Source organism: Candidatus Obscuribacterales bacterium (assembly GCA_019744775.1).
Classification (GTDB): domain Bacteria; phylum Cyanobacteriota; class Vampirovibrionia; order Obscuribacterales; family Obscuribacteraceae; genus SBAT01.
Genome location: JAIETZ010000003.1, coordinates 541,685 through 557,611, shown reverse-complemented (window position 1 = coordinate 557,611; position 15,927 = coordinate 541,685). Strand labels below are relative to the sequence as shown.

The window sequence follows — 15,927 nt, the reverse complement described above, 5'->3', positions numbered from 1 at the left end:
GTTACCTTCTGTCGAGCCAGGCATCGACGAACTGCACAGCCTGTGCAAATCCCGATGGTCCGGGTTTTCCAACGTAGGCAATTTTCCCATCAGTATCAACTATGTAGATTCGGTCAGGCCATGCCGAGTAAGCTTCTGCCACCGCATCGTCGATTCTATCTACTAGACAAGGTGTCTGAATATTTAGAGCTGAACACCCAAGCTTTGCCACCTCGGTTCGTTGCAAGTAGTCCTGTGGATCTTTAACCGCAATTCCTTCACGCTCATTTATAGAGGAAGCCGCACCACCTATTGCATTTGACTCTCTGATGTAAACAATGAAAAATTCGGCTCTATCTTTGTAATCACCGAACATCTCTTCAAAGAGTCCAGCCTGACTGCGAAACGATGGGCAACTATAACTTCCGAATATCAATACAACGGGGCGCTTTCCTTTGAAGGATGAAAGTTCGACTTCGCGAGTAAAGTCCTTAGTCTTGAGTTTGAAATCAGGAGCGGCATCGCCAATGCGCAACTTATCAGGTACCCGCCAATTAGTTCTGACTTTCGTATGCTCACCACCCAAGTATGGCTGAGCAAGTATTGGCACAATGGACAGACACGAAATTACGACGAAGGGAAGACATCTGGCGATATTTTCCAACAACTTCATTCCGAGTCCTCAGTATTTACGGCGCTATTGATGTTGAAGTATTTTGCTTCAGGATGCACGACTACAACTGCCGAAGTACTCTGCTCGGGCACAAGTTGAAATTCTTCTGTCAACGTTACGCCGATACGTTCAGGCTGCAAAAGTTCAAACAACTGTCGCTGATCTTCTAAATTCGGACAAGCCGGATAACCAAAGCTATAGCGCGTACCACGGAATCCTTGATTGAGGAATTTCTTCATGTCGCCGGCATCTTCCAGCGAAAATCCTAGTTCGGCCCTTATTCGCTTGTGCACGACCTCAGCCATGGCTTCAGCGGATTCCACCGACAAGCCGTGGAAATACAAGTAGTCGCTGTATTGATTTGACTTAAAAAGCATCTGACTGTGTTCTGTGGCTTGCGCACCCATGGTGACAATCTGCGCCGGCAACACATCCATCCGCCCCTCATCTACAGACGCAAAGAAATCGGCTATGCACAAGTGACGTCCATGATCTTGGCGCGGAAAATTAAAACGAACCCATTCGGTTTTTTGATCTTCCTTGTAAACAATCAGGTCATTGCCGGCAGACTGACAAGGAAAGAAGCCATACACAGCTTGCGGTATCAATAACTTTTCATTGATACATTGTTCTTCCAAGGCTTTGATGACTGGGCGTATTTGTTCATTCAATAATTTTTCGTAGTCGGCATGCGACATGTCGCGCTGGCGCACTTGCCATTGTCCACGAACAAGAACAGTCTCATTGAGATACTTAAAGACTTCTTTCAATGGAATGTCGTTGATGACTTTCGAACCCCAGAAAGGCGGCTTTGGAATCGGCACATCTCTTGCCACATCCGAGCGGCGAATGGCTGTACCAACAGATGATTTCTTACTGCCTTGGGCGACTTCTGCCTGTCCTCCGCCCATTCTCGCGCAGGCAGCAATAGGAGGTGCCGGTTGTACCTTTGGCTCGGCACCGTTGTTCAAACCGGCAAGTTTTGCCAGTGCTTCACTGTCATTGTTCGAAAGAGCATTCATGATTTTCAAATCATCGAAAGCATCTTGTCCGTAGAATAGCTGTCCTTTGTAAACGGCACGGCAGTCATCTTCCACATAACGACGTGTAAGTGCGGCGCCACCCAGAATAACGGGTGTATTGATTTCTCTTTGATTGAGAATCTCCAAATTCTCTTTCATGATCACGGTTGATTTAACCAACAGTCCACTCATGCCGATGCAGTTTGCTTTGTGTTCGACTGCTGCCTGAATGATGTTATCGATTGGTTGCTTGATACCGAGGTTAACGACCTTGAAACCATTATTGCTCAGAATAATATCAACTAGGTTTTTGCCGATGTCATGCACGTCACCTTTGACAGTCGCCAAAACCATAATTCCCTTGGTCATTCCCTCGACCTTTTCCATAAACGGTTCAAGGTAAGAAACAGCTGCTTTCATAGTTTCAGCTGACTGAAGCACGAAAGGTAATTGCATTTTCCCGGCGCCGAATAAGTCGCCCACGACCTTCATGCCATCCAACAGAATTGTGTTGATGATGTCTAATGGCGTGTATTTCTTCAGCGCTTTTTCCAGATCTTTTTCCAGACCGACACGATTGCCATCGATGATTCGCTGTTTTAATGCTTCTTCTACTTCTTTAGGCGCCTGCCTCTTCTCTTCCTTGGCTCCGGAAGCTCCCTTTTTCTTGTAATAGTCTAAAAGTACAAATAACGGATCATACTCAGGTGTGCGTTCGTCAAAAATAAGCTTGCGATGCAACTCTCTTTCTGCCTCGTCAATCTTGTACAGAGGAAGAATCTTAGCGGCATTTACAATAGCCATATCAAGTCCATATTCAACTGCATAGTGCAGGAATACTGAATTCAAAATCTGACGAATATGTGGATCGAAACCGAATGAGATATTGCTGACGCCAAGACTTGTCTTAACGCCAGGCAGCTTCTCTTTGATGAGCTTGATACCTTCCAAGGTTGCCAGTCCAAGTCTACGATCATCTTCATTTCCCGTGGAAAGGGTAAAAGTAAGATCGTCAAAGATGATATCTTCGCCCTTAAGTCCATGTTGCAAACAAATGTCATAAATCCGTTTGGCAATCTCAAACTTCTTTTCGGCAGTCTTAGCCATGCCGGCTTCGTCAATAGTCAATGCAATTGTTGCGGCGCCATAGCGTTTGATCAATTCAACCTTGCGAATCATCTTCTCTTCGCCATCTTCCAGGTTGATCGAGTTGACTACGGCACGCCCTGCCAGAAGCGGCAACGAAGCTTCCAACACAGGGAATTCCGTAGTATCAATGACGATGGGAATCTGCAAGTCCGTGTTGAGACGCTTGAGATAAATGGACATGTCACGAATTTCGTCGCGTCCAACGTAAGCCGTACAGACATCTAAATAATGTGCGCCTTCTTTTTCCTGGTCGCGCGCCATTGAGACCATGCCGTCCCAATCTTCTTTTTCCAGCAGCTGTTTGAACTTCCGCGAACCGTTTGTATTTGTCCGTTCACCAATAATCAAGGGAGCCGGATCAACATGCATCGGTGCAGCGGTGTAGAGACTTGCAACGCATGCCGTCTCCTCGATCTTTCTCTTCTTAGGAGCCAGTCCGCTGATTTTTTCTACGACTCGCTTCAAGTGTGCCGGTGTCGTACCGCAGCAACCACCAACAATGTTGACTCCATGTTCAACGACGAAGTACTCCAACCAGTGTGCCAGATCATCCGGCGTTAGCTTGTACACCGTCTCCCCATTCACGTTCTCCGGCAGCCCAGCATTAGGCAACACGGACACGAATGTTGGGGAATTTGCGCAAAGGAAGCCAATGTGATCAATCATTTCCTGCGGTCCGGTTGCGCAATTGATTCCAATTACATCAATTGGATACGCCGACAGTGTCGCTAGTGCAGCAGAAATATCCGACCCAACCAACATTGTGGAAATGGGTGGCGCCTCGATAGTTACCTGCGTAATGATAGGAACGCGCTTGCCGGATTTTTTGAAATAGTCCAGCGCTGCAATTACTGCCGCCTTTGCCTGCAACAAATCCTGACCTGTTTCAAACTGCAGACAGTCGACTCCGCCATCAACTAATCCGGCAACCTGCACGCTGTACGCTTCATACATTTGCTGCAGCGTGACGTGTCCTAACGACGGCAACTTAGTAGTTGGACCAATTGAGCCGGAAACAAATCTCTTGTGACCTTTTTTGGAATAGTCATCGGCAACGCTTCTGGCTAATTCAGCAGCCTTACGATTTAGTTCGTAGGCACGCGGTGCTAAATCAAACTCAGCCAATACAATTGGTGATCCGCCAAAGGTATCTGTTTCAACTACGTCACAGCCAACCTCATAGAATGAGCCGTGAATTTCTCGTATAACATCCGGTCTGCTTTCAACGAGGATTTCCGGGCAGTTTTCATAGCCTTTGTAGTCATCAAGCGTCAGATCGTATTTGTGGATGGACGTGCCCATAGCCCCATCAAAGATGAGGATCCGTTCCTTAAGGGCATCCAAGAAATGGTTCACGGCAAATATCCACCTGCGCCTACAGGCAATAATCTTAAGTCAATTGGCGCTAGTCCAGCCACACAGTTGCCATCTATTGCGTCAGAATTAACTTCTGTAAAACTAGACCGCTTAAGCCCAGCTTGCAAAGTGCATGTGGGAAAATGGAATATATGAGGAGCATTTGTATGGCTTTCATAACCAACCACCTAAAGCTTGCTCTCACCTTGAGCGCTTGCCTGTTTAGCTACGCTATTCCGGCTTTCGCCGAAGATGTTGAATGGGAAAAATCGAATGAGCAAGGGGTTCAAGCGCTGAGGGACGGCAGGCTCGATGAGGCTGAGACCATTCTCAAGGAAACGGAAGAAAAACTAGTCGAAGCCGGGCATCAGGATAAGGACCTCGCCACCGTCAAAGGTCACATGGCAGAAGTTTATGAGAAGCAGGGAAAACATGCTGAAGCCGAGGCTTACTACAAAGAAGCCATAGGTCTGCGCCAGGACGTGGTAGGCGATGACCTAACTACTGCCCGCTCAATGGTCAACTTGGCACGCATGTACGAGAGCGAGCGCAAATATGATTTAGCTGCTGAACAATACAATAAAGCCGGAGTGATTATTGATAAGGAAATGGGCACGGGCTACACCGCGCGTCATCAATCCGATATTGTAAATTGGCTTTCTAACGGAGCTGAAAAAGACGAAGTAGTACCAAAGCATGTAACCAACCAAGCGGAGAATATTGAGAAAAAGCTCGGGGCTGATCATCCGGATTCAGCCGAACACCTCAATAAGATTGGTGACTTCTACCGCGAACAAGGTAAGTATGCACAAGCGGAAGAACTCTATAAACAATCGGCAGATCCACTAAAAGAACCAAAAGATGCAGCTGCTGCTGAACGCTATACCGACCTTGCTTCTTTGTATCAGCACAAAGGCAATATGGAAGAAGCACAAAAGTATTTTGAAAAAGCAGAAGCCATTCTAGAGCAATCCGAAGCCGGTCTCGACAAGCGCGGTAGTACTTTCAATAAAATGGCACATTTTTACGAAGCCTCAGGCAATAACGAAAAAGCCGAGAAGTACTACAAAGATGCCCTCGAAGCACGCGAACAGTTTTCTGAAGAAAAGAGCTTGTTCGATAACAAGCCTGTTGAAAAACCAATTGCTGAAACACTTACTGACTATGCCAAGTTTCTCCACAAGGTTGGCAAGGATGACGCCGCCGACAAACTGGACTCTCGCGCTCATGATATTCTGGACACGCTGAAGACAGAGTCTGGCAAGTAAACAAGAAGGCGGGCGACAATGTTGAAAATAAACCTGAGCACCCTATCAGGCGCGTTAATTGGCGTGGCAATGTGTCTATCGAGTTGCAGCATGGTACCGGAAAAAGGTTGGATACTGCACCAAACAAGTCCATTTGCCGGCGAGCAAATCGCATACATTTCTCGTGACGGCGTAAAGAGCGTCAATCCAACAATGCACATTACTTGCATTGTTCGTGCCGACAATCCGAAGATCATTTACTTCAATGATCAGACTAAAGTTTATTCCGAACAAACAATTGATGAGTGGAAAGCAAATTTAGCAAAGCGCAAAGCCGGTATCGACGGCATTGCAAAAGTAATGGGTGACCCGCCGCAAAAGACACTGAAGAAAACTGGCGAGTTGGAAATAGCCGGCATCAAAGCCACGCAATATACCGAAGAAGGCGGCACACCGCCACCGGCAAAACCAGGTGGGCTGGGACTGCAGCCTACTGCGAAGCAAGATTCGGAACTGTATTTCGCTAACGACATTTCCGTGCCTGAGGCATTTCATTTGGTATCACATAAGTCGATGAGTTTGCCGGAAAACAAAGGCGTGCTTCTTCGCATGGTTGTGACAACAGGTGATGGAGAGAAAGTCACCGCGCTCGACACAACAAGCTTTGAAAGACAAGATCTTCCTCCCGATACTTTCGCTGCGCCGACTGGCTACAAGCGTGTCAAAAACGACATGGAAGTCTTAATGGGCGAAGGCGCAGGACAAGCTATGGAAAGTCTATTCAACGAGTTCGCTAAACCAGAGACGCAAAAAGGAACGAAGGACCTCTTCAAAGCCGGTGACGCCGCCGCCAATTACATGGACAGCGTTAACAGCGAGTTGAAGGCGGGCAAAGCTCCGCACAGCGGCGCGAAATCCAAGAATGACGCCAAAGAATTCATGAAGCAACTAGAACAAATGGGCGTCGACGCCGAAAACGCGGAGAAGTAGCCCCAGTTATTTCGCTTTATCTATTTCCTGAATCGCGTTCGCAAGTGTACGCGCTAGCCCAAGCTGGACCAACTGATCAAACATGCGCACGGTGACAGCATCGTATTTGGCGCCGCGTTCGACTAAGTGTTCATCAACATCAGCTAAGAATTTCTTGCCGTTGAAGGCATCGCCGACCTGCAGGAATACAATCGAAACTTCCTTGGGATGACGCATGCGTTTGGTGGCGGTAATTATCGCATCTGCCACTTCCATTTCTTTGTCCGGTCGCCCATCACTAATGATGGCTATGACCACAGGGCGCCTGTTCGGATCTTTGTTGGCTAAATGATGTGCCAATTGTCCGATAAGCGGATTCAAAAGATTCGTAGTACCCTTGGGACTCTCCGTCTTAAATATCTTCGCCACGGCCGCAGGCGTGCAATTCTCATAAACTGTGTATTCTGTCGCAAAAGGCACAATCGTCAAATTATCATGCGCAAACGGCACAAGTATTCGCGCCAACTGCTCAGACTGTTGCGCGCACCACTCCCAACGACTTAGATCACCCGGACAATCGGTCTTTTTCATCGAGCCGGACTCATCGATAAACAGAATAATCTTACGCGTCGACAAAACAGTCGCCGCAGCGTTTAGCTCGACGGTTTTCACACCGGCGTCGATAGTCACCTCTTTTGCGCAAAGAGGTAACGACAAAGCTATCGCGAGAGCAAGCCCGAGTTTACTGGCCCGAACCGCCGAATGGAACATTGGAGACATTACGGTACTCAATTGCATCCCATATGTGCACACGGTCGCTGGTACAAACAATCACATAACGTCCGTCTGGACTAAATGCGCCGCCGCGAGCAGTACCTCCAACAGGAATTTTACCAAGTTCGGCGCCATCTGAAATTTGCCAGAGTCCGGCAGCACCACCGGCAATGATTAACATTCGTTTGCAATCGGGGCTGAATACCAGTTGCGATACTGTGCCGTTCATTGGGGCGCGTAGCAGGGGCCCACCATTGGAGCCATTCCAGAGACTGTAACCTTGGTTTGTAATTGTGGCGATATAGCGACCATCGCGACTAATTACGATTGAGCGAATGTAGTCGCCTTCGGTCATCTCCCCAAGGAATTCACCCGAGGGGACAGCCCAAATTTTTGCATTGCTGGAACTGGAAACGACAACAATGTTGCCGCTGGGGCTGAAGGCAGCGAAGTTGACGTTTGAACCTTGGGGGATGGGAGCGATGCAGACGCCGTTAGTTAGATTCCACAACCAGGCTTGTTTGCCGTAGGCGGTAAAGACGCAGTTGTTGTTGGGCGCCATGATGGCAAACGACGAACCAGCAACTTCCGGCTTCGCAGTGAAGTCACCGGCAGTAGTTAGAATTGCAGCGCCAGCATATGGGTCGCCTTCAAATGTGGCTGGGCGGTTGCCCATAACGACCGAGTTGACGACGTTTACTTGGGCCAACGCTGGCGACACGCAGATAAGTGCTGTAGTTACCGCGAGGCAGAGTTTTCTAAGTGACTTCATTTGTTACCTACTTCCAACTTTGGCCGTGCTCGACGACGATACTTTCGACAACGCCTTCTCTAGGTCAGCAATGAGGTCATCGCCGTCTTCGATACCGCAGGAGAGTCTTACCATGCCTTCGACTATGCCGCGTGCATCACGTTCTTCCTTTGGAATGGAGCCGTGGGTCATCGATGCCGGATGGCACAACAGCGACTCCACACCGCCAAGGCTTTCCGCAAGCGCGAAGAGCTTCGTGTTTTGCATGAAGATGTCAGCTTTTTCCATGCCGCCTTTAATGACGCAAGACACCATGCCGGAAAAGCCGGACATTTGTCTTTTCGCTAAATCATGTTGCGGGTGAGACGGTAATCCTGGATAAATCGTCTTCTCGATAGCCGGATGACCTTCGAGGAATTTGGCGACCATCATTGCATTCTTCTCGTGCTCGCGCATTCGGACAGCAAGTGTCTTCAAGCCGCGTTGCACAAGCCAGCAGTCAAATGGACCCGGAATTGCTCCAACTGCGTTCTGGTGGAACTTGATACGCTCATAGTATTCTTCGTTGCTTGTAACAACGGCACCACCGACGACGTCGCTGTGTCCGCCCATGTACTTGGTTGTGCTGTGGACAACAATGTCAGCGCCCAATGCCAGCGGTTGCTGGAAGTATGGGCTGGCAAAGGTGTTGTCTACAACACTTATGAGTTTGCGTGATTTGGCAAGATCAGTAAGTGTCTTCAAATCAGCCAAGTTCAACAATGGATTAGTCGGTGTTTCCATCCAAAGAATTTTCGTGTTTGGTTTAATCGCCGCTTCTACCTTTTTGGAATCGCGCGAATCCACGAAAGTAAATTCCAAGTTATACCGACTCAACACCTTCGTGAAGAGACGGTACGTGCCCCCGTAAACATCTTCGCCGACTACAACGTGGTCGCCCGCGTTCAACAAGTTCATCACCGTGGCCATCGCGCCCGAGCCCGAGGAAAAAGCTAGTCCGTACTTGCCACCTTCAAGTGAAGCTATGCAAGCCTCAAGTGCCGCGCGTGTCGGATTGCCTGTGCGCGAATACTCATAGCCTTTGTGCTTGCCTATGCCTTCCTGGACATACGTGGATGTCTGGAATACGGGAGTAATAATCGCCCCCGTCGATGGATCAGGCTCACCGCCAACGTGGATTGCTTTAGTTGAAAATTTCACTGTTAACTCCTACTTCTTGGCGGTGACTTTGCCAGCCATTCCGCTCTCGATTGTTTCTTGAAGGTGGGTCATCAAGTCGTACTTGGTGAGTACTCCTATTGCTTTGCCATTCTCTGTTATTACAACCATGGCAGAACCCAGCCTGAATGCTTTATACACCTGATCGATTTCCGACGTTTGTTCAAATTGCGGGAATGCGCGACCCATCACTTGCGTGACTTGCACGGATTCAGGATGCTTGCGCTCGTAGACAACTTGCATGGCAATGATGTCGTTAATAGATCCGACGTTTTGTCCATCTTCAGACACAACCGGCAATTGGTCGATTTGATATTCTTCCATCAAATCAATTGCCTTTTGGATAGTGTCATTGGGACGCAAGACAATCATTTCCGGGATTCTTGAATGAGCTATTTTGCGCTTGAACAAGTCAGACACGTAGTAGGTGACACCCGGTGCCGGCATGAAGCCATTCTCACGCATCCAGTCATCAGAGAACATCTTGCTCAAATAACCACGTCCACCATCCGGCAAGATGACGACAATTACATCGTCTTTAGTCATGTTTTTCGCCACACGCATGGCAGCCGCTGTTGCAGTCCCCGATGAACCACCTACAAGAATGCCTTCTTCATGTGACAGACGACGAGCCATCGTGAATGATTCTTTGTCACTGACGCGAATAATCTCGTCAATAAGTTTCAAATTCACGTTACGCGGAATAAAGTCTTCGCCAATGCCTTCGACTTTATATGGCTGCGCCATGTCGCCTGAATAGATAGACCCTTCAGGATCAACACCAATAACCTTTATCTTCGGATTCTTTTCTTTCAAGTATCTTGCAGTACCCGAAATTGTTCCGCCTGTTCCCAAGCCTGCAACCAAGCAAGTTATCTTGCCTTCGGTTGCTTCCCAGATTTCCGGACCAGTCGTGTCGTAGTGAGCCTGTGGATTAAAGGGATTTGCAAATTGATTCGGCTGGAATGCCCCAGGAATCTCCATCGTCAATTTGTTCGCCACCGAGTAGTAGCTTTCATGAGAGCTAGCTGATACTGAGGTCGGCACAACTACAACCTCTGCACCGTAAGCTTTGAGTAGATTTATCTTCTCGACGGCCACTTTGTCAGGCACTACGAGAATACAGCGATAACCCTTGACTGCTGCTATCTGCGCCAGCCCTGTGCCGGTGTTGCCTGACGTCGGCTCAACAATAGTGCCGCCTGGACGCAAAAGCCCCTGCTTTTCCGCCTCTTCAATCATGGCAAGTGCCGGTCTGTCCTTAATTGATCCGCCCGGATTGAATGCTTCAACCTTCGCTAGTATCAATGGCTCTAGACCAGCTACAATCTTATTCAACTTAACAAGAGGTGTAGCACCTACTGTTTCGAGGATGGTGTTTTTGTACCGCATCCTGGCTCGCTCCCGTACAATTAGGTAAATCGCAAAGGTCAATTATATTCCAATATGTTGGACGACATTACTAAGCGAAAATACATCTGGAAGCCAGAAGATCTTGCCAACTGGAAGATAACCAATCAGTTGGGCGAGCCTGGTAAGTATCCTTTCACGCGCGGAATTCACGAGAAGATGTACCGCGCCAAGCTCTGGACGATGCGCCAGTACGCGGGCTTTGGCACGGCTGAAGAAACCAATCAGCGCTTTCGCTATCTCTTGGCAAACGGTCAAACCGGCTTGTCGACTGCTTTTGATCTGCCTACACAAATGGGCTATGACAGTGATGATCCATTAGCCCTGGGCGAAGTGGGACGCACCGGCGTAGCAATAGACAGTCTTGCTGACATGGAAAGACTCTTTGAAGGAATTGATCTTTCAAAAGTCTCCACATCAATGACCATCAATGCCACTGCTGCAATTCTGCTGATGATGTACAGAGCAGTTGGTGTCAAACAGGGTGTCGATCCAAAAGAATTGAGCGGAACTATTCAGAACGACATTCTCAAAGAGTACGAAGCACGTAACACATACATCTATCCGCCGCATGCGTCGATGAGAATCATCACGGATATTTTTGAATACTGCGCTAAGGACATGCCGCGCTTTAATACGATTTCTATTTCCGGATATCACATTCGTGAAGCCGGCGCGACGGCTGTGCAGGAATTGGCATTTACATTCGCCAATGGCATTGAGTATGTGAAGGCTGCCTTGAGTCGCGGCTTGAAGATAGACGACTTTGCCCCGCAGCTGAGCTTCTTCTTTGTGGCGCAGATGAATCTCTTTGAAGAAGTAGCGAAGTTTCGTGCCGCGCGTAGAATTTGGGCTTCCTTAATGAAGGACAAATTCGGAGCGACGAATCCGAAGTCCATGATGTTACGCTTCCACGTGCAGACAGCGGGTTCATCGCTAACGCAGCAACAGCCGGATAACAACATAATCCGCACTTCACTTGAAGCGATGTCGGCAGTCTTAGGCGGCGCGCAGTCGCTACACACGAACTCCAAGGATGAGGCGTTGTCCTTGCCATCGGAAGCATCGGCTTTAACGGCGCTGCGCACTCAACAAATAATCGCCTACGAAAGTGGCATAGCCAACGTCACGGATCCTTTCGGCGGTTCTTACTTCGTGGAGGAACTCACGGACAAGATTGAGGAAGGCACGCGCGAGTATCTGAAGAAAATAGACGAGTTGGGCGGAGCGATGAAGGCGGTCGAGTCGGGATTCATTCAAAAAGAGATACAGGAGTCGGCGTACAAATTCCACCAGGCTGTCGAATCAGGTGACAAGGTAATTGTCGGCGTCAACAAATTCATCGACGACCATGGTGAACCTATTCCGATTCTCAAAGTCAACCCAAAGATTGAAACTGCTCAGGTGGAACGCCTGAAGAAGTTGCGCTCCACACGCGACAACGCCAAAGTTGAGAAGACGTTGAAAGCGTTGAACACCGCCGCTCAAGGTACAGACAACTTAATCCCCTACATCTCCGACTGCGTGGAGTGCTACGCCACACTGGGCGAAATAAGCAACACGCTACGCGATGCCTTCGGCAAATACAGACCGGTGGTGACGCTGTGAACCCCATAGTATCCATCGTCATCGTCAACTGGAAAACACCGCGTTTACTTGCGGCTTGCCTCGACTCCATACTAAAAGACGATCGCCACAAAGAATTTGAAGTCTGGGTTGCCGACAACAACTCGGAAGACGAGTCCGTCGAGATGCTCAAGCGCGACTATCCCGGCGTTAACCTCATCGCGAATACGGAAAATGTCGGCTTCGCTAAAGCTTGCAACCAGATAATCCCACATGCCGAAGGAAAGTACGTCCTCCTTCTCAACCCGGACACGATCGTCACTGACTCCGCCATATCTAAGATGGCCGATTACATGGACGCGCATCCGGAATGTGGTGCTGCCGGTCCGCAAGTACTGAACCCCGATGGCACACTACAACTTGCCTGTAGGCGTTCCTTCCCAGATCCTTGGGCAGCATTTTTCCGTCTAACTTACTTAAGCAGACTATTCCCCAACAACAAAACATTAGCCAAATACAACATGACCTTCGCCGACCCAAAACAGGTTCTCGAAGTCGACGCATTGTCTGGTTCCTGCATGATGGTTCGCAATAGTCTTATTGATTCCGTTGGACTAATGGACGAAGACATCTTCATGTACGGCGAAGACATAGATTGGTGCTGGCGCATCAAAGAAGCCGGCTTCACCGTCACATACATACCAGACGCCGTCGTCTACCACTACCACGGCGCATCAAGTCGCCTGCGTCCTGTTGGTGCCACCATCAATTTGCATCGCGGCATGCACGTCTTTTATGAGAAGCACCTGTCCAAAAAATACTGGGCGCCATTCAATTGGCTTGTGTATGCAGGCATTTGGATCCGCTGTTTTATATTCATGATTCTCGGCACGCTTAGACAATTGCTGCCTTCAGAATCGCAAGTTCCAGATAGTGTTCTGGAAACACAAAAAGCGCAGAGCAAATGATAGTAATTACTGGAGCCTCAGGACTAATCGGCACGGCCCTTACCAAAAGACTGTCCAGTCATCCGCTTAGACTGCAAGTACGCCGACGAGCAAGATTATCTCCTGAAATTGCCGTCAGCAACGTTCAAGTCAAGGAAATTGACTTCGAATCCTGCAGCGATAATTCCATCTCAGCAATTCTGCAAGGAGCAGATACAGTCATTCATTCGGCTGGATTAGTGCACAAGCCGGAGGCCGGCTACGGCGAATACGAACTTTTAAATGTCAGAGCAACAGAACAAATTGCCACTCTTGCAGCCAAAGCCGGCGTAAAAACATTTGTATTTTTAAGCACCAGCGCCGTCTACGGCTCAGGTCCGTTCGAAAACATTTCCGAATCAGCTCCACTGAAAGCGGAAACCCCCTATGCGGTATCAAAATTGCGCTGTGAGCAATTCTTGAAAAATCTAGGAACATTCGAGCGTACAATCGTAATTCGTCCCGCGCTTGTTTTTGGTGAAGGAGACAGAGGTAATTTAATAAGCCTCATTCGACAGATCAACACCGGAAAATACTTCAATATCGGCGGCAACAAAGCAGAGAAAAGTCTAATTTACGCAGCGGATGTCGCCGAAGCCATAGCCCTATTGCTCGAAAAATCCGCTGCAGGATACCAGGAATACAATGTTGCCAATCCTGAGACAATTTCGGTCACCGAACTTTCCAACCAAATAGCCCTTTGCTTGAAGAAAAACAACAAACTTGTCTCCGTGCCTGAGCCACTTCTACGTGCTGGGGCTTCAGTGTTGCAAGGCGTCCTCGGCAACAAAGCACCAGTGAGTAACTCCAAGTTAGACAAACTAACCACAACCACAACCTGCTCGGTAGCCAAACTAACAGATACAACAAATTTCCAACCGACCTTTTCGCTGACAAATGCATTGTCCAACGAAATTGCCTGGGCAAAAGCTTCCGGACTGCTTAACTAATTAGCCGCCAACGTTTCGGACTGCGTGTCAACCAGAATCAAGCACCCTTAAGTAAGAATTCCGCAGGTGAGTCTAAACACGCGCGCTCATCGATCTCATCAAGCAATTCGCCAATTGCCATTTGAGTTTCCCACACCGTTGGGTGGTCTAATCCCATTGAAGCTTGTTCGATCAATAAAGCACGTCGCAACAGGGCAAACGCCTCGGAATAATTGCCGAGAGCTTGACACAAAAGTCCTACATTGAATAGGTCACAAGCAACGACCGGATGAACGGCACCAAGTTCGGCTTCTTTAATACAAAGAGCACGCTGGGCAAGCTTCTCGGCTTTCTCATACTCACCTGCTTCAATTGCCTTGTCGGCAAGGTCATTCAGGTGTCCCGATTCCTCGAGAATTTCGACTCCGGTCAGCAACCTTACATCAATAGACACTGTGTTTCTCCCAGCGGTAGTTAATTGATATCTGAATACCGAACTCCCTAACCCCGGATACTCATTTGTCCAGACGTGAGGATTATAGCCAACACGCTAAGGAAAAACTGTACTTGACTTTACCGGCACCCCCTAACTCAATAGGGAAAGCCAGGGGCATTAGCAGCAGTTAAGCAACGTGCGTTCTATATGTTCGTGTTCTTAGTATGGGCGATCGCAGATTTGCTCGAAAACTTATCGGCAAGTACTTCAAAGAAATTTACAGCACCAAGTCCATTCAAGTGAACGGAGTCTTCGAAATACTCTTTGGGAAATCTCTTCTGATCATTCAGGTCAATAATCTGCGCGTCGTATTTTCCAACCAGCGCGAGCACGTCCTTCTTATATATGTTGTAGAAGTTGGCCGGCATGATGTCCATGTTGTCTTTCGTAATGGGCATATTCACAAGAACCATCTCAATGCCGTTGTCGTGCGCAAACTTCATAAGCTTCTCAAGGTAACTCAATTGCGTGTAATAGACTTTTGGTTTGAACGGCAGATAGCGATAGCGGTACTGATCCAGATTATCTGCGTACTTCGCTTGCTTCTTATCGTAAGGCGTGAAGCAAAGATCAGACGGGCCGGTATCTTCAGGTAATTGCACAAGAGCAATTCCTCTCAATTCAAACGGTGCATGATTGAGATCCATCTTGATACCAAGGCTGGTCAGCAACTGTTTCATGCCTTCGTTTTGCAAATATACAAAATCAAGACGCTTTTGATAGAGGAAGCTTGCCTTTGTAAGCACATGCTCAACGCGCTCCCAAAATCCTTTGCGTGCATCCCATTCCTCGTCGGACAAGTCTCTAATACGTCCCACATAGCGGAACGTCTCCGTACTTGCAGGGCTCGCAAGTGTATTGTCCATAAAGTCACGCGGAGCAATGCCGTAGACAATGGTTTTCGGTTTCATGTTGCCGGTGAGTAATCGCGAACAGATAACGTAAGCATCAGACGCCATTTGCCCGCCAATTGCAAAAGCAAATGTACGAATGTCTTGATCTTTCTTCCTCATCAACTCTTCAAAATAAAAAGAGCGGTGGTGGAAGGCAGCATTTTCCGGTCTGTTGTAGTGAGTCGAATCACCACCGTGCAGGGCATTCATCATCAATGAAGAACCCAGCAAGACGACATCGGGGGCCTGCTTCTGCCGGCGAAAATCTTTTATCGCCCACCACACCCAACTACGATTTGGCGAATTGTAGTGATCGATTGGCCAGTAATTCCAAGTTAGGCGCGCACCGACATCGAGAAGTGCAAGAAGCGCAATTCCAATTACGACATAGCTCAGAACTTTGGTTCTGCTCACTGTCTTCTTATTCGGCTCTCTCGATTCTGTCATCGCGGGCTATTTGGTCCTTCGGTCAACGTGGGTGAATCCTGGTCCTTCGTAGGGGCGCATTG

Annotated in this window: 13 protein-coding genes; 5 read left to right on the top strand and 8 right to left on the bottom strand. The window is 48.4% G+C overall.

Going from position 1 to position 15,927, the window contains the following annotated elements; genetic code table 11:
• Window position 1: 1 nt before the first annotated feature.
• A complete protein-coding gene (locus tag K2Y22_09245; protein MBX9878630.1) occupies window positions 2-652 on the bottom strand; it encodes a redoxin domain-containing protein in 651 nt (216 codons plus the stop codon).
• Window positions 649-4,179: a methionine synthase gene (gene metH / locus K2Y22_09240; protein ID MBX9878629.1), complete on the bottom strand. Its 3,531-nt coding sequence runs from the start codon at window positions 4,177-4,179 to the stop codon at window positions 649-651. Before metH ends, K2Y22_09245 begins: the two co-directional genes overlap by 4 nt.
• A gap of 167 nt (window positions 4,180-4,346) precedes the next feature.
• On the opposite strand from metH, the gene K2Y22_09235 reads away from it, so the two are divergent.
• Both K2Y22_09235 and K2Y22_09230 read left to right on the top strand, forming a co-directional pair.
• Window positions 4,347-5,447, top strand: a complete 1,101-nt coding sequence (locus tag K2Y22_09235) for a tetratricopeptide repeat protein (GenBank protein ID MBX9878628.1) — start codon at window positions 4,347-4,349, stop codon at window positions 5,445-5,447.
• A gap of 18 nt (window positions 5,448-5,465) precedes the next feature.
• Window positions 5,466-6,416, top strand: a complete 951-nt coding sequence (locus K2Y22_09230) for a hypothetical protein (GenBank protein ID MBX9878627.1) — start codon at window positions 5,466-5,468, stop codon at window positions 6,414-6,416.
• 6 nt (window positions 6,417-6,422) lie between these two features.
• Here the strand turns inward: K2Y22_09230 and K2Y22_09225 are convergent, their stop codons facing one another.
• The 4 genes from K2Y22_09225 to K2Y22_09210 all read right to left on the bottom strand — a co-directional run bounded on the left by K2Y22_09225 (window position 6,423) and on the right by K2Y22_09210 (window position 10,530).
• Entirely contained in the window at window positions 6,423-7,067 is a 645-nt protein-coding gene (locus K2Y22_09225; GenBank protein MBX9878626.1) for a hypothetical protein, read from the bottom strand.
• 70 nt (window positions 7,068-7,137) lie between these two features.
• Window positions 7,138-7,941, bottom strand: coding sequence for a WD40 repeat domain-containing protein (locus K2Y22_09220; protein MBX9878625.1), 804 nt, complete (start codon window positions 7,939-7,941; stop codon window positions 7,138-7,140).
• Between the two features lie 3 nt (window positions 7,942-7,944).
• Entirely contained in the window at window positions 7,945-9,120 is a 1,176-nt protein-coding gene (locus K2Y22_09215; GenBank protein ID MBX9878624.1) for a cystathionine gamma-synthase, read from the bottom strand.
• A 9-nt stretch (window positions 9,121-9,129) separates the two neighbouring features.
• Window positions 9,130-10,530 (bottom strand): cystathionine beta-synthase, encoded by a 1,401-nt coding sequence (locus tag K2Y22_09210; protein ID MBX9878623.1) that lies wholly within the window; start codon window positions 10,528-10,530, stop codon window positions 9,130-9,132.
• Between the two features lie 54 nt (window positions 10,531-10,584).
• On the opposite strand from K2Y22_09210, the gene K2Y22_09205 reads away from it, so the two are divergent.
• From K2Y22_09205 to K2Y22_09195, 3 genes are read left to right on the top strand one after another with little or no spacing between them, the layout of a single operon-like run.
• Entirely contained in the window at window positions 10,585-12,156 is a 1,572-nt protein-coding gene (locus tag K2Y22_09205) for a methylmalonyl-CoA mutase family protein (protein MBX9878622.1), read from the top strand.
• Window positions 12,153-13,082 carry a glycosyltransferase family 2 protein gene (locus K2Y22_09200; protein MBX9878621.1) on the top strand — a complete coding sequence of 310 codons (930 nt, stop codon included), beginning with the start codon at window positions 12,153-12,155 and terminating at the stop codon, window positions 13,080-13,082. Before K2Y22_09205 ends, K2Y22_09200 begins: the two co-directional genes overlap by 4 nt.
• Window positions 13,079-14,050, top strand: coding sequence for an NAD-dependent epimerase/dehydratase family protein (locus K2Y22_09195; GenBank protein ID MBX9878620.1), 972 nt, complete (start codon window positions 13,079-13,081; stop codon window positions 14,048-14,050). The genes K2Y22_09200 and K2Y22_09195 overlap by 4 nt, the downstream gene beginning before the upstream one ends.
• 37 nt (window positions 14,051-14,087) lie before the next feature.
• Here the strand turns inward: K2Y22_09195 and K2Y22_09190 are convergent, their stop codons facing one another.
• Complete coding sequence (locus K2Y22_09190; GenBank protein MBX9878619.1) at window positions 14,088-14,483, bottom strand: tetratricopeptide repeat protein; 396 nt, start codon at window positions 14,481-14,483, stop codon at window positions 14,088-14,090.
• A 185-nt stretch (window positions 14,484-14,668) separates the two neighbouring features.
• A complete protein-coding gene (locus K2Y22_09185; protein ID MBX9878618.1) occupies window positions 14,669-15,865 on the bottom strand; it encodes a DUF1574 domain-containing protein in 1,197 nt (398 codons plus the stop codon).
• Between the last annotated feature and the right edge of the window lie 62 nt (window positions 15,866-15,927).